Annotated in this window: 14 protein-coding genes, 3 tRNA genes and 3 rRNA genes; 2 read left to right on the top strand and 18 right to left on the bottom strand. The window is 36.9% G+C overall.

Features of this window, described 5'->3' with window-relative positions; translation table 11 throughout:
• Positions 1–244 precede the first annotated feature (244 nt).
• The gene (mscL, locus tag bsdcttw_RS00570; RefSeq protein ID WP_185257525.1) at positions 245–670 is read right to left on the bottom strand and encodes a large conductance mechanosensitive channel protein MscL; all 426 of its coding nucleotides are present in this window, start codon (positions 668–670) and stop codon (positions 245–247) included.
• 329 nt (positions 671–999) lie between these two features.
• On the opposite strand from mscL, the gene bsdcttw_RS00565 reads away from it, so the two are divergent.
• Complete coding sequence (locus bsdcttw_RS00565; protein WP_185257524.1) at positions 1,000–1,488, top strand: hypothetical protein; 489 nt, start codon at positions 1,000–1,002, stop codon at positions 1,486–1,488.
• 247 nt (positions 1,489–1,735) lie between these two features.
• Here bsdcttw_RS00565 and bsdcttw_RS00560 read toward each other — a convergent pair whose 3' ends face one another.
• From bsdcttw_RS00560 to bsdcttw_RS00480, 17 genes are all read right to left on the bottom strand, one after another.
• Entirely contained in the window at positions 1,736–2,569 is an 834-nt protein-coding gene (locus bsdcttw_RS00560) for a hypothetical protein (RefSeq protein WP_185257523.1), read from the bottom strand.
• 629 nt (positions 2,570–3,198) lie between these two features.
• Positions 3,199–3,981 carry a PHP domain-containing protein gene (locus bsdcttw_RS00555; RefSeq protein ID WP_185257522.1) on the bottom strand — a complete coding sequence of 261 codons (783 nt, stop codon included), beginning with the start codon at positions 3,979–3,981 and terminating at the stop codon, positions 3,199–3,201.
• A gap of 632 nt (positions 3,982–4,613) precedes the next feature.
• The gene (locus tag bsdcttw_RS00550) at positions 4,614–6,281 is read right to left on the bottom strand and encodes a DUF2326 domain-containing protein (RefSeq protein WP_185257521.1); all 1,668 of its coding nucleotides are present in this window, start codon (positions 6,279–6,281) and stop codon (positions 4,614–4,616) included.
• On the bottom strand, positions 6,275–6,502 hold the full coding sequence (locus bsdcttw_RS00545) for an ABC-three component system middle component 6 (protein WP_185257520.1): 228 nt from the start codon (positions 6,500–6,502) through the stop codon (positions 6,275–6,277). Before bsdcttw_RS00545 ends, bsdcttw_RS00550 begins: the two co-directional genes overlap by 7 nt.
• A gap of 20 nt (positions 6,503–6,522) precedes the next feature.
• The gene (locus bsdcttw_RS00540; protein ID WP_207726471.1) at positions 6,523–7,059 is read right to left on the bottom strand and encodes a hypothetical protein; all 537 of its coding nucleotides are present in this window, start codon (positions 7,057–7,059) and stop codon (positions 6,523–6,525) included.
• A 13-nt stretch (positions 7,060–7,072) separates the two neighbouring features.
• Complete coding sequence (locus bsdcttw_RS00535) at positions 7,073–7,297, bottom strand: hypothetical protein (protein ID WP_185257518.1); 225 nt, start codon at positions 7,295–7,297, stop codon at positions 7,073–7,075.
• A gap of 164 nt (positions 7,298–7,461) precedes the next feature.
• Positions 7,462–7,731 (bottom strand): helix-turn-helix transcriptional regulator, encoded by a 270-nt coding sequence (locus bsdcttw_RS00530; protein ID WP_185257517.1) that lies wholly within the window; start codon positions 7,729–7,731, stop codon positions 7,462–7,464.
• A 355-nt stretch (positions 7,732–8,086) separates the two neighbouring features.
• Positions 8,087–8,157: transfer RNA gene (locus tag bsdcttw_RS00525), tRNA-Cys, on the bottom strand.
• Between the two features lie 23 nt (positions 8,158–8,180).
• Positions 8,181–8,252: transfer RNA gene (locus bsdcttw_RS00520), tRNA-Asn, on the bottom strand.
• Positions 8,253–8,349: 97 nt separating this feature from the next.
• A 23S ribosomal RNA gene (locus bsdcttw_RS00515) occupies positions 8,350–11,264 on the bottom strand.
• A gap of 204 nt (positions 11,265–11,468) precedes the next feature.
• A tRNA-Ala gene (locus tag bsdcttw_RS00510) sits at positions 11,469–11,541 on the bottom strand.
• An 18-nt stretch (positions 11,542–11,559) separates the two neighbouring features.
• Positions 11,560–11,677 (bottom strand): 5S ribosomal RNA (rrf, locus tag bsdcttw_RS00505).
• Between the two features lie 199 nt (positions 11,678–11,876).
• Positions 11,877–13,410, bottom strand: a 16S ribosomal RNA gene (locus bsdcttw_RS00500).
• Together the 16S, 23S and 5S rRNA genes with 3 tRNA genes alongside form the textbook arrangement of a ribosomal RNA operon.
• 868 nt (positions 13,411–14,278) lie before the next feature.
• Entirely contained in the window at positions 14,279–15,241 is a 963-nt protein-coding gene (locus tag bsdcttw_RS00495) for a bifunctional 4-hydroxy-2-oxoglutarate aldolase/2-dehydro-3-deoxy-phosphogluconate aldolase (protein ID WP_185257516.1), read from the bottom strand.
• 196 nt (positions 15,242–15,437) lie between these two features.
• The gene (locus bsdcttw_RS00490; RefSeq protein ID WP_185257515.1) at positions 15,438–16,163 is read right to left on the bottom strand and encodes a CvpA family protein; all 726 of its coding nucleotides are present in this window, start codon (positions 16,161–16,163) and stop codon (positions 15,438–15,440) included.
• Positions 16,160–17,332 carry a DUF5711 family protein gene (locus tag bsdcttw_RS00485; RefSeq protein ID WP_185257514.1) on the bottom strand — a complete coding sequence of 391 codons (1,173 nt, stop codon included), beginning with the start codon at positions 17,330–17,332 and terminating at the stop codon, positions 16,160–16,162. Before bsdcttw_RS00485 ends, bsdcttw_RS00490 begins: the two co-directional genes overlap by 4 nt.
• Positions 17,333–17,515: 183 nt before the next feature.
• Positions 17,516–18,847 carry a LysM peptidoglycan-binding domain-containing protein gene (locus bsdcttw_RS00480; protein WP_185257513.1) on the bottom strand — a complete coding sequence of 444 codons (1,332 nt, stop codon included), beginning with the start codon at positions 18,845–18,847 and terminating at the stop codon, positions 17,516–17,518.
• 313 nt (positions 18,848–19,160) lie between these two features.
• Between bsdcttw_RS00480 and yyaC the strand changes: the two genes are divergently transcribed.
• Positions 19,161–19,733 (top strand): spore protease YyaC, encoded by a 573-nt coding sequence (gene yyaC, locus bsdcttw_RS00475; RefSeq protein WP_185257512.1) that lies wholly within the window; start codon positions 19,161–19,163, stop codon positions 19,731–19,733.
• Positions 19,734–19,802: the final 69 nt, after the last annotated feature.

Here is a 19,802-nt window from a genome sequence, read left to right as displayed (position 1 = left end):
TTATATGGTCATTTCTTTTCCTTTTTCAACCTGTTCATTGTCGTTTCTTTACATAGATAATAATAATCTCTATACGACGTAGATTACCTATCCATTGTTATAGGTATGATTTAAAATATTCTTCACAAGAAAAAGAGGATATGCCAACTCTAAAATACAATCTAGAGTTGGCATATCCTCTTTATAAGACTTCTGCTTATTTTTTAACTTACATTTTTTATCTGTAATGCTTTTTGTAATACTTCTATATCTCTTCCTTGTCTTCCAGAACAGAGGTACAATGCGGGCATCTGGTTGCTTTCATATTGATTTCAGACATACAGAAAGGACAGATTTTAGTCGTCGGGGCTTTGGCTATTGTATCTTCTGTCTTTTTCTTTCCGAAACTCCGAATGCTATTAATCCCCTTCATCATAAAAAATACTGCTATCGCTGTTAGAAAAAATACAATTATATTCTGAATGAAATTGCCATATGTAATTACGGCATCTCCCAGCTTCACCGACAGACCGCCAAAATTAATTCCGCCTATCAGTAAACCAAGTAATGGGGTCAATATATCCTTGACCACAGAATTTACGATAGCCGTAAATGCGCTGCCTATAATTATACCAACAGCGAGATCCATGATATTTCCTTTGGAGATAAACTCTTTAAATTCCTTGATCATCTTTTAACCTCTTTTCTATATGTATTTTAAATATTCTTTCGTTTTTACATAGAATATTTTGGATATGTCATGTAATTCATTTCTTTCCTGTTGAAATTAATCTCATTGGAACGAAAATCTCGAGCTGTCTGTAACCAAGCCTATTATTTATATCCTTCAGACCAACAACATACCACAATAAACTGCTTTTTGAGAAACAAAATTTTATATTATCCAGTATAGCATAGCTTTACTTCGTATTCAATCTGCCTCTGCCAGACAATGTTATTGCAATTTAGTTAATATAGGCTTATTATTTTACTAATATATACAAGAGAGGGTGTAAAGTAATGAAATATGATAAAGAATTAAGAATACCTTTACAAATAGCATTGCTATTTGTAGTTTTTTCCAGTATATTCACTTTGCTGGAGAATCTCAGTTTCTTCGTATCCATGGGAGTAAATAAAGAAAGCATTGTATATTTTTTTAAGCGCAATACATTTTGGTTTATTGTTATGCTCTTAATCATCCTAGGATTAAGTATGTATTTAAAGAAAGTAGATGGAAAGTATAATCCATGCTTTATATCTAATAGAACAATACGGTCAACCTTAGGTCTCTTATTAGCATTTGAGGGTCTAGTCATTATATCCTCCAGAGCCTCCCTCTTCTTACTAACAATTCAAGCGAATCAGCCAGTAGTACCTGCATTTAAAGAGAGTTATATACGAAGTATCTTAGCCTCCTATGTTATACCAATAATATTAAACTTAGTAAAGATATTTCTTGGTTTATATATGGTTTTACAGAAAAATAAGAATAGCGAATTAGAATAGCATTGTCTTATTTTAATTACATAAGTGATTAAAATAAATTATATTTGCATTACCATACTCGGCGTTTGCTTTATCTAGTTCCTTTTCGCTTACGATTTTATTCTCATCACCAATAATTCCAATAGTTATAGCCCTTACCTCTTCGCCTATTGCATCAATTACAAAAGAATCTCTAGATCCTAATACTTTTAAGATTTAGAGATTCTTTTAAGAGAGTTAACAAATCAGATTTGAACTATTTGAACGATTAGTCCCAAATTGGACCTTTAACAAACAAATCATCCTGAGAGCCTTCAATCCATCCTTTGACATTTTTACTATTGATGATTCTTATATAACATTTTCCTTTACTTGAAACGTATACTTTATCCGCTCTAACTTTATCCCCAGAATTTACTTTAAATGCAACTGCTGCGCCTGTAGAAGTAGATTTGTAAGTCACAAATTTCTTCTTTGCTTTATATACATATTTTTTAGAATCGGACGTCAGGTTATACGTATTCGACTTTACCGCAGCTATCTTACCATTGATTAATTTATAAGGTATTATGCATTCATAATCACCTATTGCATCTCCAATGGGCCTGTTAGCTATCAGCTGAAAGGATGCATCATCGGAAATGTCTCCGAAAAAATATATCGCCATATTTAAGTTTTGGGGCCCATCAATCCTTTTTATCGTTTGATTTAGTTTCAGTTTTGAATCTCTATATTGTAAATAATAGGTTTTCAAACAGACAGCACTATAGTCTCTGGCAGTAATAAAAAGATCCTGAACATTATCATCCGCATTTATATCCCCTAGATTGATGGTAAAATATTGGCATTTCAAAGTTTTCTCAAATACAATTTTATCATTGATATATACCGTTAATGTTTTATTGTTATCATCCACATCTGTTTGCTTACATACTACTTTCTCATCTTTTCCATCGCAATCTAAATCCTCATTGTATACCTTTTCAAATTCCATCTCTTTAAACTGTCTCGGAGTAGATGCACTTACCTTTGAGCTACTCGCAACACAAGATAATAATGCCAGAATTACCACCATACATATTATTTGTTTTTTCAGTACCATAATAAGCTCCTTGCTTAATAAGTTTATAACCTAGTAAATGACAGGTTATAGATTTATTTATTTTGTGGCATAGATGAATGTAGATGAATGGGGTTTCATTCTATCCGGAGGGGTCTCCCTAATCAATTCGAATGTTTTCCTTCTCTCAATTTATGCAATTTACAGTTATCTTTACTATTTATATAGAATCATATTAATGTTAAAATAGCTCCTTATGAAAACATCGTTAAGTTTTCTCAATATAGCTTGCTTCTCTAAAATTATTTTTTATCATTAAATAGTATATCAGCAGTTTCTTACTTTTTTATTATCATTTATGTTAATTTTTACTAAATAGTAATTGGAATCACTTTAATATACTTGTAGATGCATCCTGAAAAATCAACGCAAATCTCAATATAAACTTGTCAGTTTATTAATTTCTCAGGATATAGCAACTTTTTTAAACCTAAAACGAACGGTTATACTTAATTGAAATTGTCTTTAATAAAAAAATCCCCAAACCTATGTATTATTAAAGTTTGGAGACCTTTCTTTAAGAGGCGGCAACCAGATTTGAACTATTTGAACATCACCAGAACCGGCATAGAAAGGAGGGTTTTCAATCTCTGGTTACACCTTGATTACGCCTAATTATTTTTTAAACAATTGTTAAGTTCTAGTATTCTATCACCAACATCTTCAGGGCAATGAGCATCCGATACAGTAATGATTCTCACATTATTTTTACTCATTATTTTTAGCATTTCTTCATCCATACCTAGTGTAGCTGTATTAGGACAACGTCGAAATACTCCACTATTTTGTTCTGCGTACATATTATTTTTAGAAAGCTCCTTTGCTAAACTAGTGTAGTATTCTGATAGAGAATATGATTGTTTATGTCCAAAAAGTTTAATTGAATCTGGATGAGCTATGCCGTCATATATGCCACTTTGAGCAAGAGAAACAGATGTTTCAAAATATCTATGATATATTTCATCGACATTAATTCCATTCCAATGCTCCGCCTTATGGTCAAAGGCAAAATTATCAACAAAATGAACACTACCCAGCAAAAAATCAAAATCTTTATCTTTAATTAATTCTACAACTAAATCTTCAAACTGTTTAAAATAACATATCTCAAGACCAAACTTAATCTTAACAGGGAATTGATTATTTCTAATTTGTCTAATAAGTGACAAATATTTTTCCAGTTTCAGAACTCCTGCTTTTCTGTGAAACCATGTATCTATATAATTGCTATAAGCACAAACAGAATCGTACATAGGAACAAATTCTTCAAACCGATAACAATGCTCAAGAAGCCAAATCTCATTTAATTGCTTTTCAACTGCTTTGTTAACAAATTGATTTACCCATTCATTCGTATATTCTCCTCGTTCAATATGAATATGACCATCTATCATACTGCTACTTCCTTATTTATTATTAGAGAAAACCCTTCAAGAATTATAATCTATTCACTAATTCCATAATATCATATTCAATAAAATAATTAAACTTTATTTTCCAGTAGTCTTTGTACACCAATTATCAATGTGTACCATTTACACTTCCTTAAATGTTGTATTCTATCTTCTTTGAATATATTATTAAATCAAAGTCTGTAAAAACAAACAAGCACACTGTATGCAATGCTTATTATAGTATAAATCATCGATTTATCTCTTACCAAATCAGAAACGAAATGAAGCTGATATCAAAAGCAAACGATTTTAATAAACTAAAACACCTTGCAATTACTTGCACTTGGTTATCCCAACAACAAAAAGTCTCTAAACCTTAATATTTTCAAGGTTTAGAGACTCTTCTAATCAAGGCGACAACCAGATTTGAACTGGTGTAATCATCGAAAACACTTATAGAAAGGAGCTTTCTGCATTCCCTCTTTTGCTTTGCATACATTTTGCATACACGATTATTATAATAATTCAAGAACAACTTATTTATTGATAGCCGATTTATTTTCTACAGATAACCTTAAGGTGATCTAAAGCTAGATATGATCTGTTTTAGTTCTTTTAATAACTATATACAGCTATACTCTAAAAAATTTACTATCAGCTGATAGAGTTAAGACAACTTCATTTTCTTTTATTCCTAAAATACTAATTCTATCACTCAATATAGGGAATATATACTGTCCTTCGAAGCTACGAGCTTCTTTGATTATTCCTTTTAACTCATTTAAATCAATATTTTCCAGTTTGTCATGAATAATAAAGTGTGGCATATGATATTGATTTTTTAATATTAAATTAATGTGGGACATATCAAAACATGCAATTAGGGCTTTCTTGATTCCAGTTCCAGGTTTTCCATTTAACCCAACAGCTTGTACAGGAAATTCATCTTTATTTAAATTTAAAAGTAATTTATAAGTTTCTCCAGTAATTTCTTGGGTAAGGACTTTAAAGAATTCATTTAAGGAATTCTCAACTATTTCTTTTTTAGTATTATCATTATCTTCTTTTATCTTTTTTTGATCATTACTTTGTTTTTCAATTATTTTATCCTGTATATATTGATAGTCATTCAAGTAATTATTTAACTTCAACTTATTATCACTATATTTTTTATATTTTTCTTCAAACTTTTCTCTCAACAGTGAATTAAAGCTTATATATTTAGTTTCGTAATGTTGACGTAATTTAGTAAGTTCTTCTTCAATTTCGCTAATTTCAGTTGTAAGCTCTATTAATGATTGTTTAAGTAGATGTTTTCTCTTTTCTATCATTCCATTATGAAATCCTTGTAAATCACTGAAATCCTTTAATGGTTCTTTCATTATTAATTTAGTTTCTTCATATATAGATTCTAAAAATCTTATATCAACAGTGAACTTATTCTTTTCTTCTTTTATTATTTTTTCTTCTATTAACTTCTTTTTTAGTTCCTTAATTGCATATAAATTTTCTTTTTCTGTAATTTTAAGTAGTAAATTTTGCATTTCTTCTTGTTTCTCTTTATAATCATCTATTACAGAAACATCTTTATAATCTTCTTCAAATCTGACAAGTTCCTCTTTAAGAAGTTCAACTTTTGCTTTGAATTCCTCAATAGAAGAAACTGCATTTTTTCTACATATAGCCTCAATATCTTTGTCTATTTTTTCATTAATCTGATCTAAATTAACATTAACAAATTTATTATCTGCAATTCCAAACAAATAAGTATAAATTGCTTGATATTCAGGATTTGTTGTATAGCTTCCTAAGAATTTAAATAGAGCTTCTTCATTACCAGTATCTAACCGAATAAATTTTCTGATTAATTGAGCTAGAGAAGGTTTTGAAGAATTATTATTAAAAATTATTGTATTTAATTTTTTAATATAATCTTCATATTTAAGTGGCTCATCATCGATATAGTTTTTACCATTAGTATATAATTCTCTTTTTAAACTATACATCTTTTTATTTTCTTCAATAATGAGTTCTGCTACTACCTTTTTATCATGAATAAAATTTTTAATTAAAAAATTTTCTCCTGTATCTTTTTCATAATACAAAACTGACTTTGTCTTCGCACCTAAACAAATATCTATAATCTTTACTGCTGTAGTTTTTCCAATGTTACTTCCACTTTTTTTAATTTCAGTTCCAGATTCATCCACAATCAAAGATAAACCTTTAGTATTAAAGTTTATTTTTCTGATGATTTCATGATTTACTCCTTTACTAACTATCAATTCTTTTATTACCATAAAATCACCTCTCCGTCGTCAGTTATTTCCTTTATCACTTCAATTAAATAAAGCCAATCAATAGATAAATAAAAAAGAGCATTTTCCATCTGTTTATCAGCACAATAATTATACAGTCTTTCAAATTCAATTTTATTCTTTGTAGACTTAAAATAGTCAATTATTATTGCAGCAGTATATAGAAGAGAATTTTTGGGTTCACTATCATAATTTATTATCATACTCTTCCTGCCTTTCTAAACTATTCAATAGGTATTAAAAATTTGCATTTGTAAAATACGTAAGAAGTTATTGCTGATATATATGTATCTATTTTATTTTCAGGTATAGAACTTAATTTTCCTTCAAATAATTCATTTTTTATGTCCAGATTTATTTGCCTATATACTTCACCAGATTTTTCTTTAATTTTGATTAAATCATCAGAATCTAATTCCAAATTAATTAAAATATTTACATAAGTTTCATAATAAAAGTCATACAAATCTTCTCTTAAACATGCATCATATTCAGCTAAATTTTTTATAGCTTCTTCAACAATATCATATGCATCTATATGTCTTCTCTTGATTAAATCAGCTAAACTTCTAGGTATATTGTTTAATAGAATTTTATCTTCTATACTATATGGTAAAGTTTGCTTTTTTATAGTTCGAGTTTTATCATTTTTGACTACTATCATTTGTCTAATAATGTTACTAATATCAGAAACTTCATTCATAGTAATATCGAAATTTTTCATAATACCTACTGTATTAATATTAAAGCTATCTCTCATATTAAAAGCCTCATTATCTAATAGTTTTTCTATTATCAAAAGTATTTACTTGTTTTATATTAAACTCATCTTTACTTTTGATTTCTTTTGAATCATTTGTAATTCTTAAGTCATTTTTTATCTCTGTACGAATCTTAATACATTGATCTTTTTCATTCTTTGCTTTAAAAAACATTATTATACTTCCTATAGAACAAACTACAGATAATATCACATCTAAATTATTTACTATTTCCATTTTTTACTACCTCCTCATTTTTTACATTATAACACATAAAACTATTCCAGAGAATAAAATTTTTATTAGAATTATTATTAAAAAACAAAAGGGCTCTTTATTTCTAATTTATAGAACGTATATATATATTAACATTTTTTAACTCTTTATTGCATCGATTAATATTAATACACTTGAGTGATCAATAGCTGGGTTAAACCGTAAATGTAGTCTAAACTAACATTGTATAGTGCTGCTAATTGAAGTGCGTTTTCTATAGTTATATTTCTATTTCCATTTTCTAACGATTCAATTAGAGACTTGCTTACATGAATTATGTTAGCTAACTCTTCTGGTGTTAAATTATTAGCTTCTCTAAGTTCTTTCAATTTCTTACGTGCTGTTTCTTTTGCCTGTTTTTCATATTCATCAAATTTTTCCTTTTGTATAACCATAACGTTCTCCTTATAAAATATTTGTGTGCTAAATATATAGTAGATTATATAATGTTTGGGAATAAAAGTATACATACATAAAAAGCTATAACTATACAGAGAAGTAGAATAATTGTACAAAAAAGCATTTAGAACATACAAAAAAAGTTATATGAGGTGATGATGTAATTTGAAGTATACAGCCGAATAATTTAAACTTTTTGTAGTAGCCTTTAAGGACGTTATGACAGAGGAAGACACCTTTAATGCCATGAAAGCCGTTTTAGGATAGTCAAAATATTTTGCATACAAAAACTAAAAATTAAAAAATGCTTCAAACCCTTGGTTTATAAGGATTTGAAGCACTAACTTAGAGAGGCGACAACCAGATTTGAACTGGTGATCAGGGTGTTGCAGACCCATGCCTTACCACTTGGCTATGTCGCCATATATTTTTTTAGTAATAAAAACTCCCCGAGTAGGGCTCGAACCTACAACCCCACGGTTAACAGCCGTGTGCTCTACCATTGAGCTATCGAGGAATACGGGATTTATTGTAATACTTTTTACTTAAAAAGTCAATACCCCATTATTGTACTTTTACGCTACACATTAAATTATCCAAATAAAAACCATTTTTAGGTCAAGCCCTCGACCTATTAGTATTAGTCAGCTGCATGCATTACTGCACTTCCACCTCTAACCTATCCACCTGGTAGTCTTCCAGGGGTCTTACTAGCTTACGCTATGGGATATCTCATCTTGAGGGGGGCTTCACGCTTAGATGCCTTCAGCGTTTATCCCTTCCCGACTTGGCTACTCGGCCGTGCACTTGGCAGTGCAACCGATACACCAGAGGTCAGTCCAACCCGGTCCTCTCGTACTAAGGTCAGCTCCTCTCAAATATCCTACGCCCGCGCCGGATAGGGACCGAACTGTCTCACGACGTTCTGAACCCAGCTCGCGTACCGCTTTAATGGGCGAACAGCCCAACCCTTGGGACCTAATACAGCCCCAGGATGCGATGAGCCGACATCGAGGTGCCAAACCACTCCGTCGATGTGAACTCTTGGGAGTGATAAGCCTGTTATCCCCAGGGTAGCTTTTATCCGTTGAGCGATGGCAATCCCACTTTATACCACCGGATCACTAAGTCCTACTTTCGTACCTGCTCCACCCGTCGGTGTCGCAGTCAAGCCCTCTTATGCCTTTGCACTCTTCGGATGGTTTCCGTCCATCCTGAGAGGACCTTTGAGCGCCTCCGATACCCTTTCGGAGGCGACCGCCCCAGTCAAACTCCCCACCTGACATTGTCCACCAGCCAGCTAATGGCTGCATGTTAGAAACCCAATACTGCAAGGGTGGTATCCCAACATCGGCTCCACGGCAACCGGAGTTACCGTTTCATAGCCTCCCACCTATCCTGTGCATGCAATACCGAATCCCAGTATCAAGCTAGAGTAAAGCTCCATGGGGTCTTTCCGTCCTGGCGCAGGTAACCAGCATCTTCACTGGTACTTCAATTTCACCGGGTGCATTGTCGAGACAGTGCCCAAATCATTACGCCTTTCGTGCGGGTCGGAACTTACCCGACAAGGAATTTCGCTACCTTAGGACCGTTATAGTTACGGCCGCCGTTTACTGGGGCTTAAGTTCAACGCTTCGGATTGCTCCTAACATCTCCCCTTAACCTTCCAGCACCGGGCAGGCGTCAGCCCATATACTTCACCTTACGGTTTTGCATAGACCTGTGTTTTTGCTAAACAGTTGCTTGGGCCAATTCTCTGCGGCCTGTATTTCTACAGGCACCCCTTCTCCCGAAGTTACGGGGTTATTTTGCCGAGTTCCTTAACAATGCTTCTCCCGTCGGCCTTAGGATTCTCTCCTCATCCACCTGTGTCGGTTTACGGTACGGGCTTATAAAAAGCAATAGCGGCTTTTCTTGGCAGTGCCTTCATCAGCTTCCCTACTTTAAATTTCGGTCCACATCACATCTTCCCATTATGGAACGGATTTTCCTGCTCCACTGGTACCTCGCTTGTACCGGGTCTTCCTCTCCCGGCTCTGACTTCGTCTCTGCGTCCCCACAGTTCTGTTTTTATAAGGTACAGGAATTTCAACCTGTTGTCCATCGACTACGTCTTTCGACCTCGCCTTAGGTCCCGACTTACCCAGAGCAGATCAGCTTTACTCTGGAAACCTTGGATATTCGGCCTGAAAGATTCTCACTTTCATCTCGCTACTCATTCCGGCATTCTCTCTTCTTATCCCTCCACGGCTCCTTACGGTACCGCTTCATCAGTCTTAAGAATGCTCCTCTACCACTGCAGTTCAACTGCAATCCACAGCTTCGGTGTCGTGTTTTAGCCCCGGACATTTTCGGCGCAGGACCTCTCGACTAGTGAGCTATTACGCACTCTTTTAATGTGTGGCTGCTTCTAAGCCAACATCCTAGTTGTTTTCGAAATCCCACATCCTTTTCCACTTAACACGCACTTTGGGACCTTAGCTGGTGGTCTGGGCTTTTTCCCTTTTGACTACCCAACTTATCTCGTGTAGTCTGACTCCTAATCATCATCTGTATGGCATTCGGAGTTTGATAATCTTCGGTAAGCTTTGACGCCCCCTAGGATATTCAGTGCTCTACCTCCATCAGACTAAATTAAGGCTAGCCCTAAAGCTATTTCGAGGAGAACCAGCTATCTCCGGGTTCGATTGGAATTTCTCCCCTACCCACACCTCATCACCACCCTTTTCAACGGATGTGTGTTCGGTCCTCCACCGCCTTTTACGGCAGCTTCAACCTGGACATGGGTAGATCACCCGGTTTCGGGTCTACATACATTGACTACGTAATCAAAGATTACACGCCCTATTCAGACTTGGTTTCCCTTCGGCTCCGAACCTTTAGTTCTTAACCTCGCCAATGAATGTAACTCGCCGGACCGTTCTACAAAAAGTACGCGGTTCCACTCGTATGGTGGTTCCACAGCTTGTAAACACAGGGTTTCAGGTTCTCTTTCACTCCCCTCCCGGGGTTCTTTTCACCTTTCCTTCACAGTACTATGCACTATCGGTCACTAAGTAGTATTTAGCCTTGGGGGGTGGTCCCCCCGACTTCCCACAAGGTTTCTCGTGTCTCGTGGTACTTCGGATCCCGCTCGCTGACTTCCGGTTTCGCATACGAGGCTTTCACTCTCTTTGGCTGGCTTTCCCAAAACCATTCTGCTACCTTTCATCTCACTTATTGCGGTCCATTACCCCAGAGGATAAATCCCCTGGTTTAGGCTCTTTCCATTTCGCTCGCCACTACTTTGGAAATCGAGTTTTCTTTCTCTTCCTCCGGGTACTTAGATGTTTCAGTTCCCCGGGTTCCCTCTATTAAGCTATGTATTCACTTAATAGTAACGGAGGTCTTCTCCGTCAGGTTTCCCCATTCAGAAATCTGCGGGTCAAAGGATATTTGCTCCTCACCGCAGCTTATCGCAGCTTATCACGTCTTTCATCGGCTCTTAGTGCCAAGGCATCCACCCTGCGCTCTTATTAGCTTGACCTATGATCTATCCGTTAGGATATAATCTCGCCTGCCTAGCGTAGCAGGTTTTGGTCTGTTTAAAATTGCTTATTTGGATGTCGTATTAATCTTATTATATATTACTATATTTTTTAGATTAACGTTTTCTAATTAAATTAGAAAAATTTATTTAATGTGTAGTTGTCAAGGTACTTTCATCATTAACCATAAGGTTCATGATGAGTGGAGATAGTGAGATTCGAACTCATGACCCCCTGCTTGCAAGGCAGGTGCTCTCCCAGCTGAGCTATACCCCCATTTTAAAACTTTTTATAATCCGGCAGCCACCTGCTCTCCCATACCGTTTCCAGTATAGTACCATCGGCCGCTTATGTCTTAACCATCGTGTTCGGGATGGGAACGGGTGTGTCCCATAAGCGCATCGCCACCGGAAATCTTTTGCTATCTTTCCAGCCAGGTCTTTTATCTTAACAAAATCTCTTATGTCTGTCAACCTGTTTCTTTTTGGAATTTTTAGTCCTCTTCAGCTATTACTTCTCTTCTGTTTCTTTTCGCTGATTTCAGACTTGCAGTTTCATCAGAAACCGCTTTGATAACTCAACAGTAAAACAACCCTTACTTACTTCCTTAGAAAGGAGGTGATCCAGCCGCACCTTCCGATACGGCTACCTTGTTACGACTTCACCCCAGTTATTGAACCTGCCTTCGGCTGCTCCCTCCTTACGGTTGGGTCACAGACTTCGGGCATTTCCAACTCCCATGGTGTGACGGGCGGTGTGTACAAGACCCGGGAACGTATTCACCGCGACATTCTGATTCGCGATTACTAGCGATTCCAGCTTCATGTAGTCGAGTTGCAGACTACAATCCGAACTGAGATGACCTTTTTGGGATTTGCTCCACTTCACAGCTTCGCTTCCCTTTGTAGTCACCATTGTAGCACGTGTGTAGCCCAGATCATAAGGGGCATGATGATTTGACGTCATCCCCGCCTTCCTCCAGGTTATCCCTGGCAGTCTCCCTAGAGTGCCCGGCCGAACCGCTGGCTACTAAGAATAAGGGTTGCGCTCGTTGCGGGACTTAACCCAACATCTCACGACACGAGCTGACGACAACCATGCACCACCTGTCTCCCCTGTCCCGAAGGAAAGGTCCCGTTACGGACCGGTCAGGGGGATGTCAAGACCTGGTAAGGTTCTTCGCGTTGCTTCGAATTAAACCACATGCTCCACCGCTTGTGCGGGTCCCCGTCAATTCCTTTGAGTTTCATTCTTGCGAACGTACTCCCCAGGTGGAATACTTAATGCGTTTGCGACGGCACCGAAGGTCTTTTGACCCCCAACACCTAGTATTCATCGTTTACGGCGTGGACTACCAGGGTATCTAATCCTGTTTGCTCCCCACGCTTTCGAGCCTCAACGTCAGTTACAGTCCAGTAAGCCGCCTTCGCCACTGGTGTTCCTCCTAATATCTACGCATTTCACCGCTACACTAGGAATTCCACTTACCTCTCCTGCACTCTAGCAACATAGTTTCAAATGCAGTCCCGGGGTTGAGCCCCGGGCTTTCACATCTGACTTACATCACCGTCTACGCTCCCTTTACACCCAGTAAATCCGGATAACGCTTGCCCCCTACGTATTACCGCGGCTGCTGGCACGTAGTTAGCCGGGGCTTCTTAGTCAGGTACCGTCATTTATTCGTCCCTGCTGATAGAGCTTTACATACCGAAATACTTCTTCACTCACGCGGCGTCGCTGCATCAGGGTTTCCCCCATTGTGCAATATTCCCCACTGCTGCCTCCCGTAGGAGTTTGGGCCGTGTCTCAGTCCCAATGTGGCCGTTCACTCTCTCAAGCCGGCTACTGATCGTTGCCTTGGTAGGCCGTTACCCCACCAACTAGCTAATCAGACGCGGGTCCATCTTACACCGATAAAATCTTTTCACACCACTCCATGCGAAGCTGTGCGCTTATGCGGTATTAGCAGCCGTTTCCGGCTGTTATCCCCCTGTGTAAGGCAGGTTACCCACGCGTTACTCACCCGTCCGCCACTAAACAAGTAAGCTTCCATCCGAAGACTTCCACTTACAAGTTCCGTTCGACTTGCATGTGTTAAGCACGCCGCCAGCGTTCATCCTGAGCCAGGATCAAACTCTCAAATTAAAGTTTAATCATTTTCAGAATTAACATTGGCTATTCAAATCTAAGATTCGAACAATTGTTATTTCCGATAGTCTGTAGCCGAAGCTACCTACTATTTTACTGTTTTTAAGGTTGTATCATTTCTGATACGGTTCTTTATGATCAATTTCCGATGCTGTCATTTCTTATAAATAAGAAGCAACATTCTCTTCTATCTCTCAATGAAATTTTAAAGAAAATTTCAGGGTTGTTTCACTGTTCAGTTATCAAGGTTCTGTATGCTTTCACGCTATGAATTATGACTGTTTTTTATATTCTGTAGCGCGTCAGCAAAAAGAATTATATCACCGTTACCATTCTATGTCAACACTTTTTTATCTATTTTTTTGAATATTTATTATTTATTGATACCCTTTTATTTCCTTCCCTCCTAATTCAGCATTCTGCCTGGTTTTAGAAGGTTTTTATATGATTAATTACAAAAACTTTGGCCTTTTAAAATTCTCATAATGCTTCTCCTATAGCTATAACCTGAGAAATATTATTAATATCCTTTTTGTTCTTATTGATTGTTTTTTTTGATTGTTTTTTATTAATTATTCTTATTGATTGTTCTTATTGGTTCTTCTTATTGGTTCTTCTTATCGGTTGTTCTTATATCACCCTTATATCACCCTTATTTCCATTCTAAAATCTCTTTAAAACTATTTTATCGAACCTATAACACATTTGTCTTAATCGGTACAGAATTTCTCCGTTTAAGCCTGTACTAATATTAGTTACAAAGAAAAGAAGCTATCTTCTCCAGCTAATGCGAAAGTATAATAGCTTCTAATCTGCTTACTAATTACTTATTGCTAATATAATTATGTGTTCAGTCTTATAATTTTTATTTTTGAAGAAGATGAACTGCATATCCTGCCACTTCATCTTTCAGATATATTGCTGTTCTCTTATTGGCACTGTCGTATTTGGAGGTTGTTTCATCAAAACTGATACCGCAGCTCTCCAGATGATAAATTGCTCTATCAAGATAATTTGTTGCAATGGCTATATGTCCGTGCTGTCCTAGATATGGAGTCTTCATCACTTCTATACCAAGGCCTGCAAAGATAGAAGCATTTCCCATTTTTTTTGTAAATCCAAAAAGATTTTGAAAAACCGTAGCTATACTATCTGCTTCCGTCTCATTCTGAGCATTAATGCCGATATGTCGCAGTTCAAAACCTAACATCTTTACTACCGCATCTTTTGTAATTTCTTTTATTTTATCAAATTCCTTGTTTTCAATCAGTGCTTCACTTACCATCCAGCTGCCGCCACAGGCTATGATTTTAGGGAAATCCAGATAGGATAACAGGTTCTTTTCCGTTATACCTCCGGTAGGCATGAATTTCATCTTGTGGTAGGGTGCAGCCATGGCTTTAATCATGTTAAGCCCTCCTGCTGCTTCTGCGGGAAAGAACTTGACTACCTCAAGTCCCAGTTCAATCGCTTGCTCCACGTCACTGGGATTAGAGCATCCGGGAGTTATTGGTATTCCCTTTTCAACACAATATCTTACTATTCTGGGATTAAGTCCGGGGCTTACAATGAATTTTGCTCCGGCATTTACGGCTCTGTCAACTTGTTCTGTTGTCAGTACGGTTCCGGCTCCTACTAACATATCCGGGAATTCTGAAGCGATTATACGGATAGCTTCTTCTGCTGCATCCGTACGAAAGGTTATTTCCGCACAGGGCAGCCCCCCTTCTGTTAATGCTTTCGCTAACGGAATAGCATCTTCTATGTTATCCAGCTTTACAACAGGTACTATACCAAGTTTTTGAATTTGTTCCAGTACTTTATCCATCTTTTGCAATGTCCTTTCTTATACCATTATAACTGTCTTCTGACTCCATCCTATTTCTAGCCTTGTAAGCTTGTGTAATCCAGTATAAACCACTATAGTCTCTATTTCTCTAACAATGCTGAACCTTTTATTGTTTTTCTTATAGTATCCTCTTATTCTTATACCAATAATTTCTATGCCAGTACCAATAATATTCCTATGCCAGCAATATCTGTCCAAGATTTGTTACAAATCTTAAGAGGAGATTATTATTATACAGTATACTTAAAAAGGTATTGGCATTTATCATTTCAAATACATTCTGTCCAAATTTTGATCCGGCAAATGCCGTAAGGATAAGAAACCCTATCCATACCACTACGATTCCTTGTATGAGTCCCGCCAGCAACCCTGCGGTCTTATTCAGACCGTTAATGATTGGAAGCTTACTGATAATATCAAGTGCCAGACAAATCACTCCAAGTGCAATACTGATTATGATGAACAGGGCCACAAATACACCCGCATTTATTATCATCCGGCTGATGGATTCGCTTACATATTCTTTGAAGCTTTTTACTGCCATTGTCTTGTATACTTCTTTATTGTTGTTTTCCACCAAAGATTCTCTCATGGCTTTGGGCACAGGAAGTTTATTAATAAAGCTTACCTGGTCTGTTACTTTTTTACCGGAATCTTTAAAATCTATTACTTTTGAGATTTTCTTGGTTGTATAGTCCATAAATTTCTCATTTTGCTGTACCTGCTTATTTATGACAGGGCTGATCCATACTGTAAGCATAATAGCTACAATGGTGGAAAAGAGTGTGAATACTGTGCGGATAAATCCCATTCTTCTTCCATTAATGGTAAATCCGATTATTATAAGTCCTACAACTATTAAAAGCCAGTTTACAGGGCTACCCGATGTGATTGCCGTCATTTAAGTTTCACCTCATCAATGGTTTTATCATTTATTATTATATATTTGTTTCTGTCTGCCATAGGAAGGACTTCTGCTATTTCCTGATCAAAATGACAGTTCAGTTTGACCCTTCCGTTTAGTTTGTATATCAGCCAGTCACGAGCTGACGTCAAAGTGATTTCTTTGTTGATCAAACTAATACTGCTATAATCAAAGTCGCTGGTTTTATCAAAAACTATCTTTCCTTTTAAATCATATACCACAATCTGATTACCGCCTGCACTCTCTAAGTCTTTTAGTACAAAACCTATGTAGTTCTCGTTATAGAATACTGTTTTCACCTGATTCTTTAATTCCTTTGTAAATAATAGGTCAGGAGTCCTTTCCATGGAATATACGCTGAACTTATCATCTCCAAATGCACAGAGGGTATTGTTATTAATAAATTCTATATCCGCTACCAGTGTCTTGCCAAAATCAGTGGCTCCAACAATGTTATCAATATAGTTCTTTCCCGTGCTAGAAAAATTTAAAAATGTAACTTTACTGGAGGTCTCACCTTTCGAAAAATTCACATAGCTTGTAACCAACTTATCCCCGTCTCCCGAAATACAAATATCCACAGGAAACCCATCGTTCTTCTCATAGGTTCCTCTTTCCAATAACCTGGTACCTTCCTTGCTGTAGTAAGTAATGTAATCTTTTCCATCGCCGCTTACCAGCACAGCGGTGACTCCTTGTGACGCAATAACACTTTTTATAATTGGGTTGTCCGTCTGTATCGAGGCTTCTTCTCCTTTGGGTCCATAGATCTGCAAAAGCTTGCTTCCTCTGTCACTGACACAGGCATAGTCTCCCTTAATGGCCAGCTGAGGATCTTTCATCTGATAGGTATCATTCCATATCTGGTGCCCCTCTTTATCCACTGCCATTATCCCATCCCTGCTCATACGAATATAGCCATTCTGGTATGTGTAATACTTTGCAGAGGAGGTATCATTTTTATCCATTGAATGAATTACCTTATAGCTTGTATACTTTTTGTTGCTGATTGTATAATAAATTCCTCCCAATAATATCGCTGCAATTATTAGAGACAGCAGTGCAATTGTGACAACCATTTTACGGTGCTGTCGTTTTCTGATTTCGTATATTCTAAGTTCCGGTTTATCCAAAATTTCTGCCATAACTGCGTACCTTTCTCTATTTCCGATTTCATTCTTTCGTTTGTTTTATTATAACTTATTTCATTCATAATAACATCTATTTTTTTCTGTCTAAAACGGGAATAGGACTAATGCACTCAAAGAGGCTGTTCCATCTAAGCATCCCCTGCTCTTGAAACAACCTCTCTTCTCCTGCTTATATTTCTACGGCACTCTAAGTTTTTGGCCAATCAGAATCTTATCTTCATCTTCAATGTTATTGAGCTTTTTTATCTCATCCATATAGGTGTAGGTCTTATACAGCTTATAACTGATACTAGCCAGTGAATCACCGGTTTTTACCGTGTAATATTTTACCGCAGCGGAAGCACTTTCTGTATCTTTCTTCGTATCTTTCTTTGTAGTGGAAGGGTCTTTCTTGATTACGTCGGAGGAGTCATCTTTTTTTGAAGAATCCTTGCTATCTCCGGTCTGCTCATTCCCACTGCTTTTATCAGGCGCTTCTGTGGTCTGGGGTTCAGGTGTCACATTTCCTTCTGCTTTATCTACCTGCACTGACTGTGAATCGTCTGTATTCCCGACATCTGTTCCGGGTTCAGTCGTTTTGTCCGTGTCTTTTCCGGTGGCAGGGTCTGTAGCATCATTTTCCTCTTTTTCCGGGGTAGTCGTTCCGGCTCCGGCATCATTTGCCGCCACCTGTTTATCCCCGTTCCCTCCGGCAACATTCAAATTCTGAGAAATAGTACTTAAAGCCGACTCCATCTTCTTCATTTTGTCATAACTGTCCAACATAGTAGCTGCTATTACAAGAACAATGATAGCAAGAAGTGAACTGGCAACATAAAGCAGCCTTACGACATTTCTATCCTCTTTGATTTCCTTCTTATCCTGAATAACACTTCGTATCTTTTTAGTGGTTTGGTCGTTATAGACAGCTTCTTCTCTGACCGTCTTCTCTTCCTTATACTCTATCATGTAATTTTGCATTTCTTCATTTTTTTCGTAATATATGTAGAAACCGGGCTGCTTGATTAGCTGGTTATTTTCACAGAAATAAAAGGCTTCCTCTCTCTCCATGCTATCCATCTTAAGCAGTACTTTGTCATTGCCGGAGAAATTATCGCTATGCACTTTTCTTATCTTATCATTGCTTTCCAGATAGAATCCCGGTCCGATTAATGCCCAGCCCACAATTTCCACATCCGTAAAATACTTCTTTATACTTTCGTAAACACTTGTCCAACCATCATCTGTTAAAGTCATACCGGTGCCAAAGTCTGTATTTTTCATCTCTACAGCACCTTTGATGAAGATATTTTTTGCGTCATCCGTCTTAACAGTGTATCCTAAAAATATTGCAACCCTCAATTCACCAGGGTCAATATCCGCCAATTGTTTGATAAAAGTCATTACGTAGTCTTCCACGTATATAGTTCTTCCGTGATATAGTACATTTCCTACCTGCCTTATATTTTTAGGCATCTTTATAGTTACGGCGCTGCCGTTTATCTGTCCCTTCTGGTTTGTATTTTCCATAATTCAAAATCCTCCTGATACTTGCTGCAACTCTTTTTTACTTTTTATGGTAGCACAGAAGAAATAATAATTATGTCAAAATACACTCTGCATTTTATAAATATTACCATTTTTATTAGTTTTATTTCTATGATTTTTTCTTTTCTTTACGGTTGTCTACCGAAACTTTACATGTATTTGCAGTATTTGCAAAGTGTTTGTTGAAACTTAGCTTGTTAATTATTTCTAATTCCTGACTAAATGGTGTTTTTCAGGTAATACTTTTGTTAAGCAAGAATAAGGTATAGTGTACGAGTGAAAATAGGAGGTTTTGATGAACAAAGAATTAGATATAGAGAAGAAACTATATTATTTCAATACAAAGGAACGCTATTCTGTTTATGACTTCAGCAGCAGACTGCAAAGTATGATACAGGGTAAGCTGCCTAAAAATTGTCCCCTGGTTTTTCTATGTATCGGTTCCGACAGGGCAACCGGCGACTGCCTGGGTCCGATTGTTGGTTATAAGTTATCCAAGATGAAGCAATATGACATAGCACTCTATGGCACACTGGAACAGCCAGTACATGCTAAGAACCTAAGTGATACCATTGATCATATTCGTCTTCATCATCCAAATGCATTTGTAATAGCGGTGGACGCTTCCTTAGGAAAATCAAGCCATATCGGCTATATTACACTTGGAGAAGGCCCCCTGCTGCCGGGTGCCGGAGTTGATAAGGATCTGCCGCCAGTTGGTGATATCTTTATCACCGGAATTGTTAATTTTTCAGGAATGCTCGACCATATGCTGCTTCAAACCACAAGGCTTAATGTAGTCATGGTTTTGGCTGATTATATCTGTACGGGTATAAACTATTGTTTCTACCAGCTCTCAAAAAGTTAATAAAAAGGAGCAATCTGGCTTCCATCGCATACTTACCGGGCAACGCCTGCCGGGCTTAAGTGTATGCAA

Origin of the sequence: Anaerocolumna chitinilytica, assembly GCF_014218355.1 — a bacterium.
Taxonomy (GTDB): Bacteria; Bacillota; Clostridia; order Lachnospirales; family Lachnospiraceae; genus Anaerocolumna; species Anaerocolumna chitinilytica.
The sequence above is the reverse complement of the archived record's forward strand: the minus strand, read 5'-3'. Positions and strand labels throughout refer to the sequence as shown.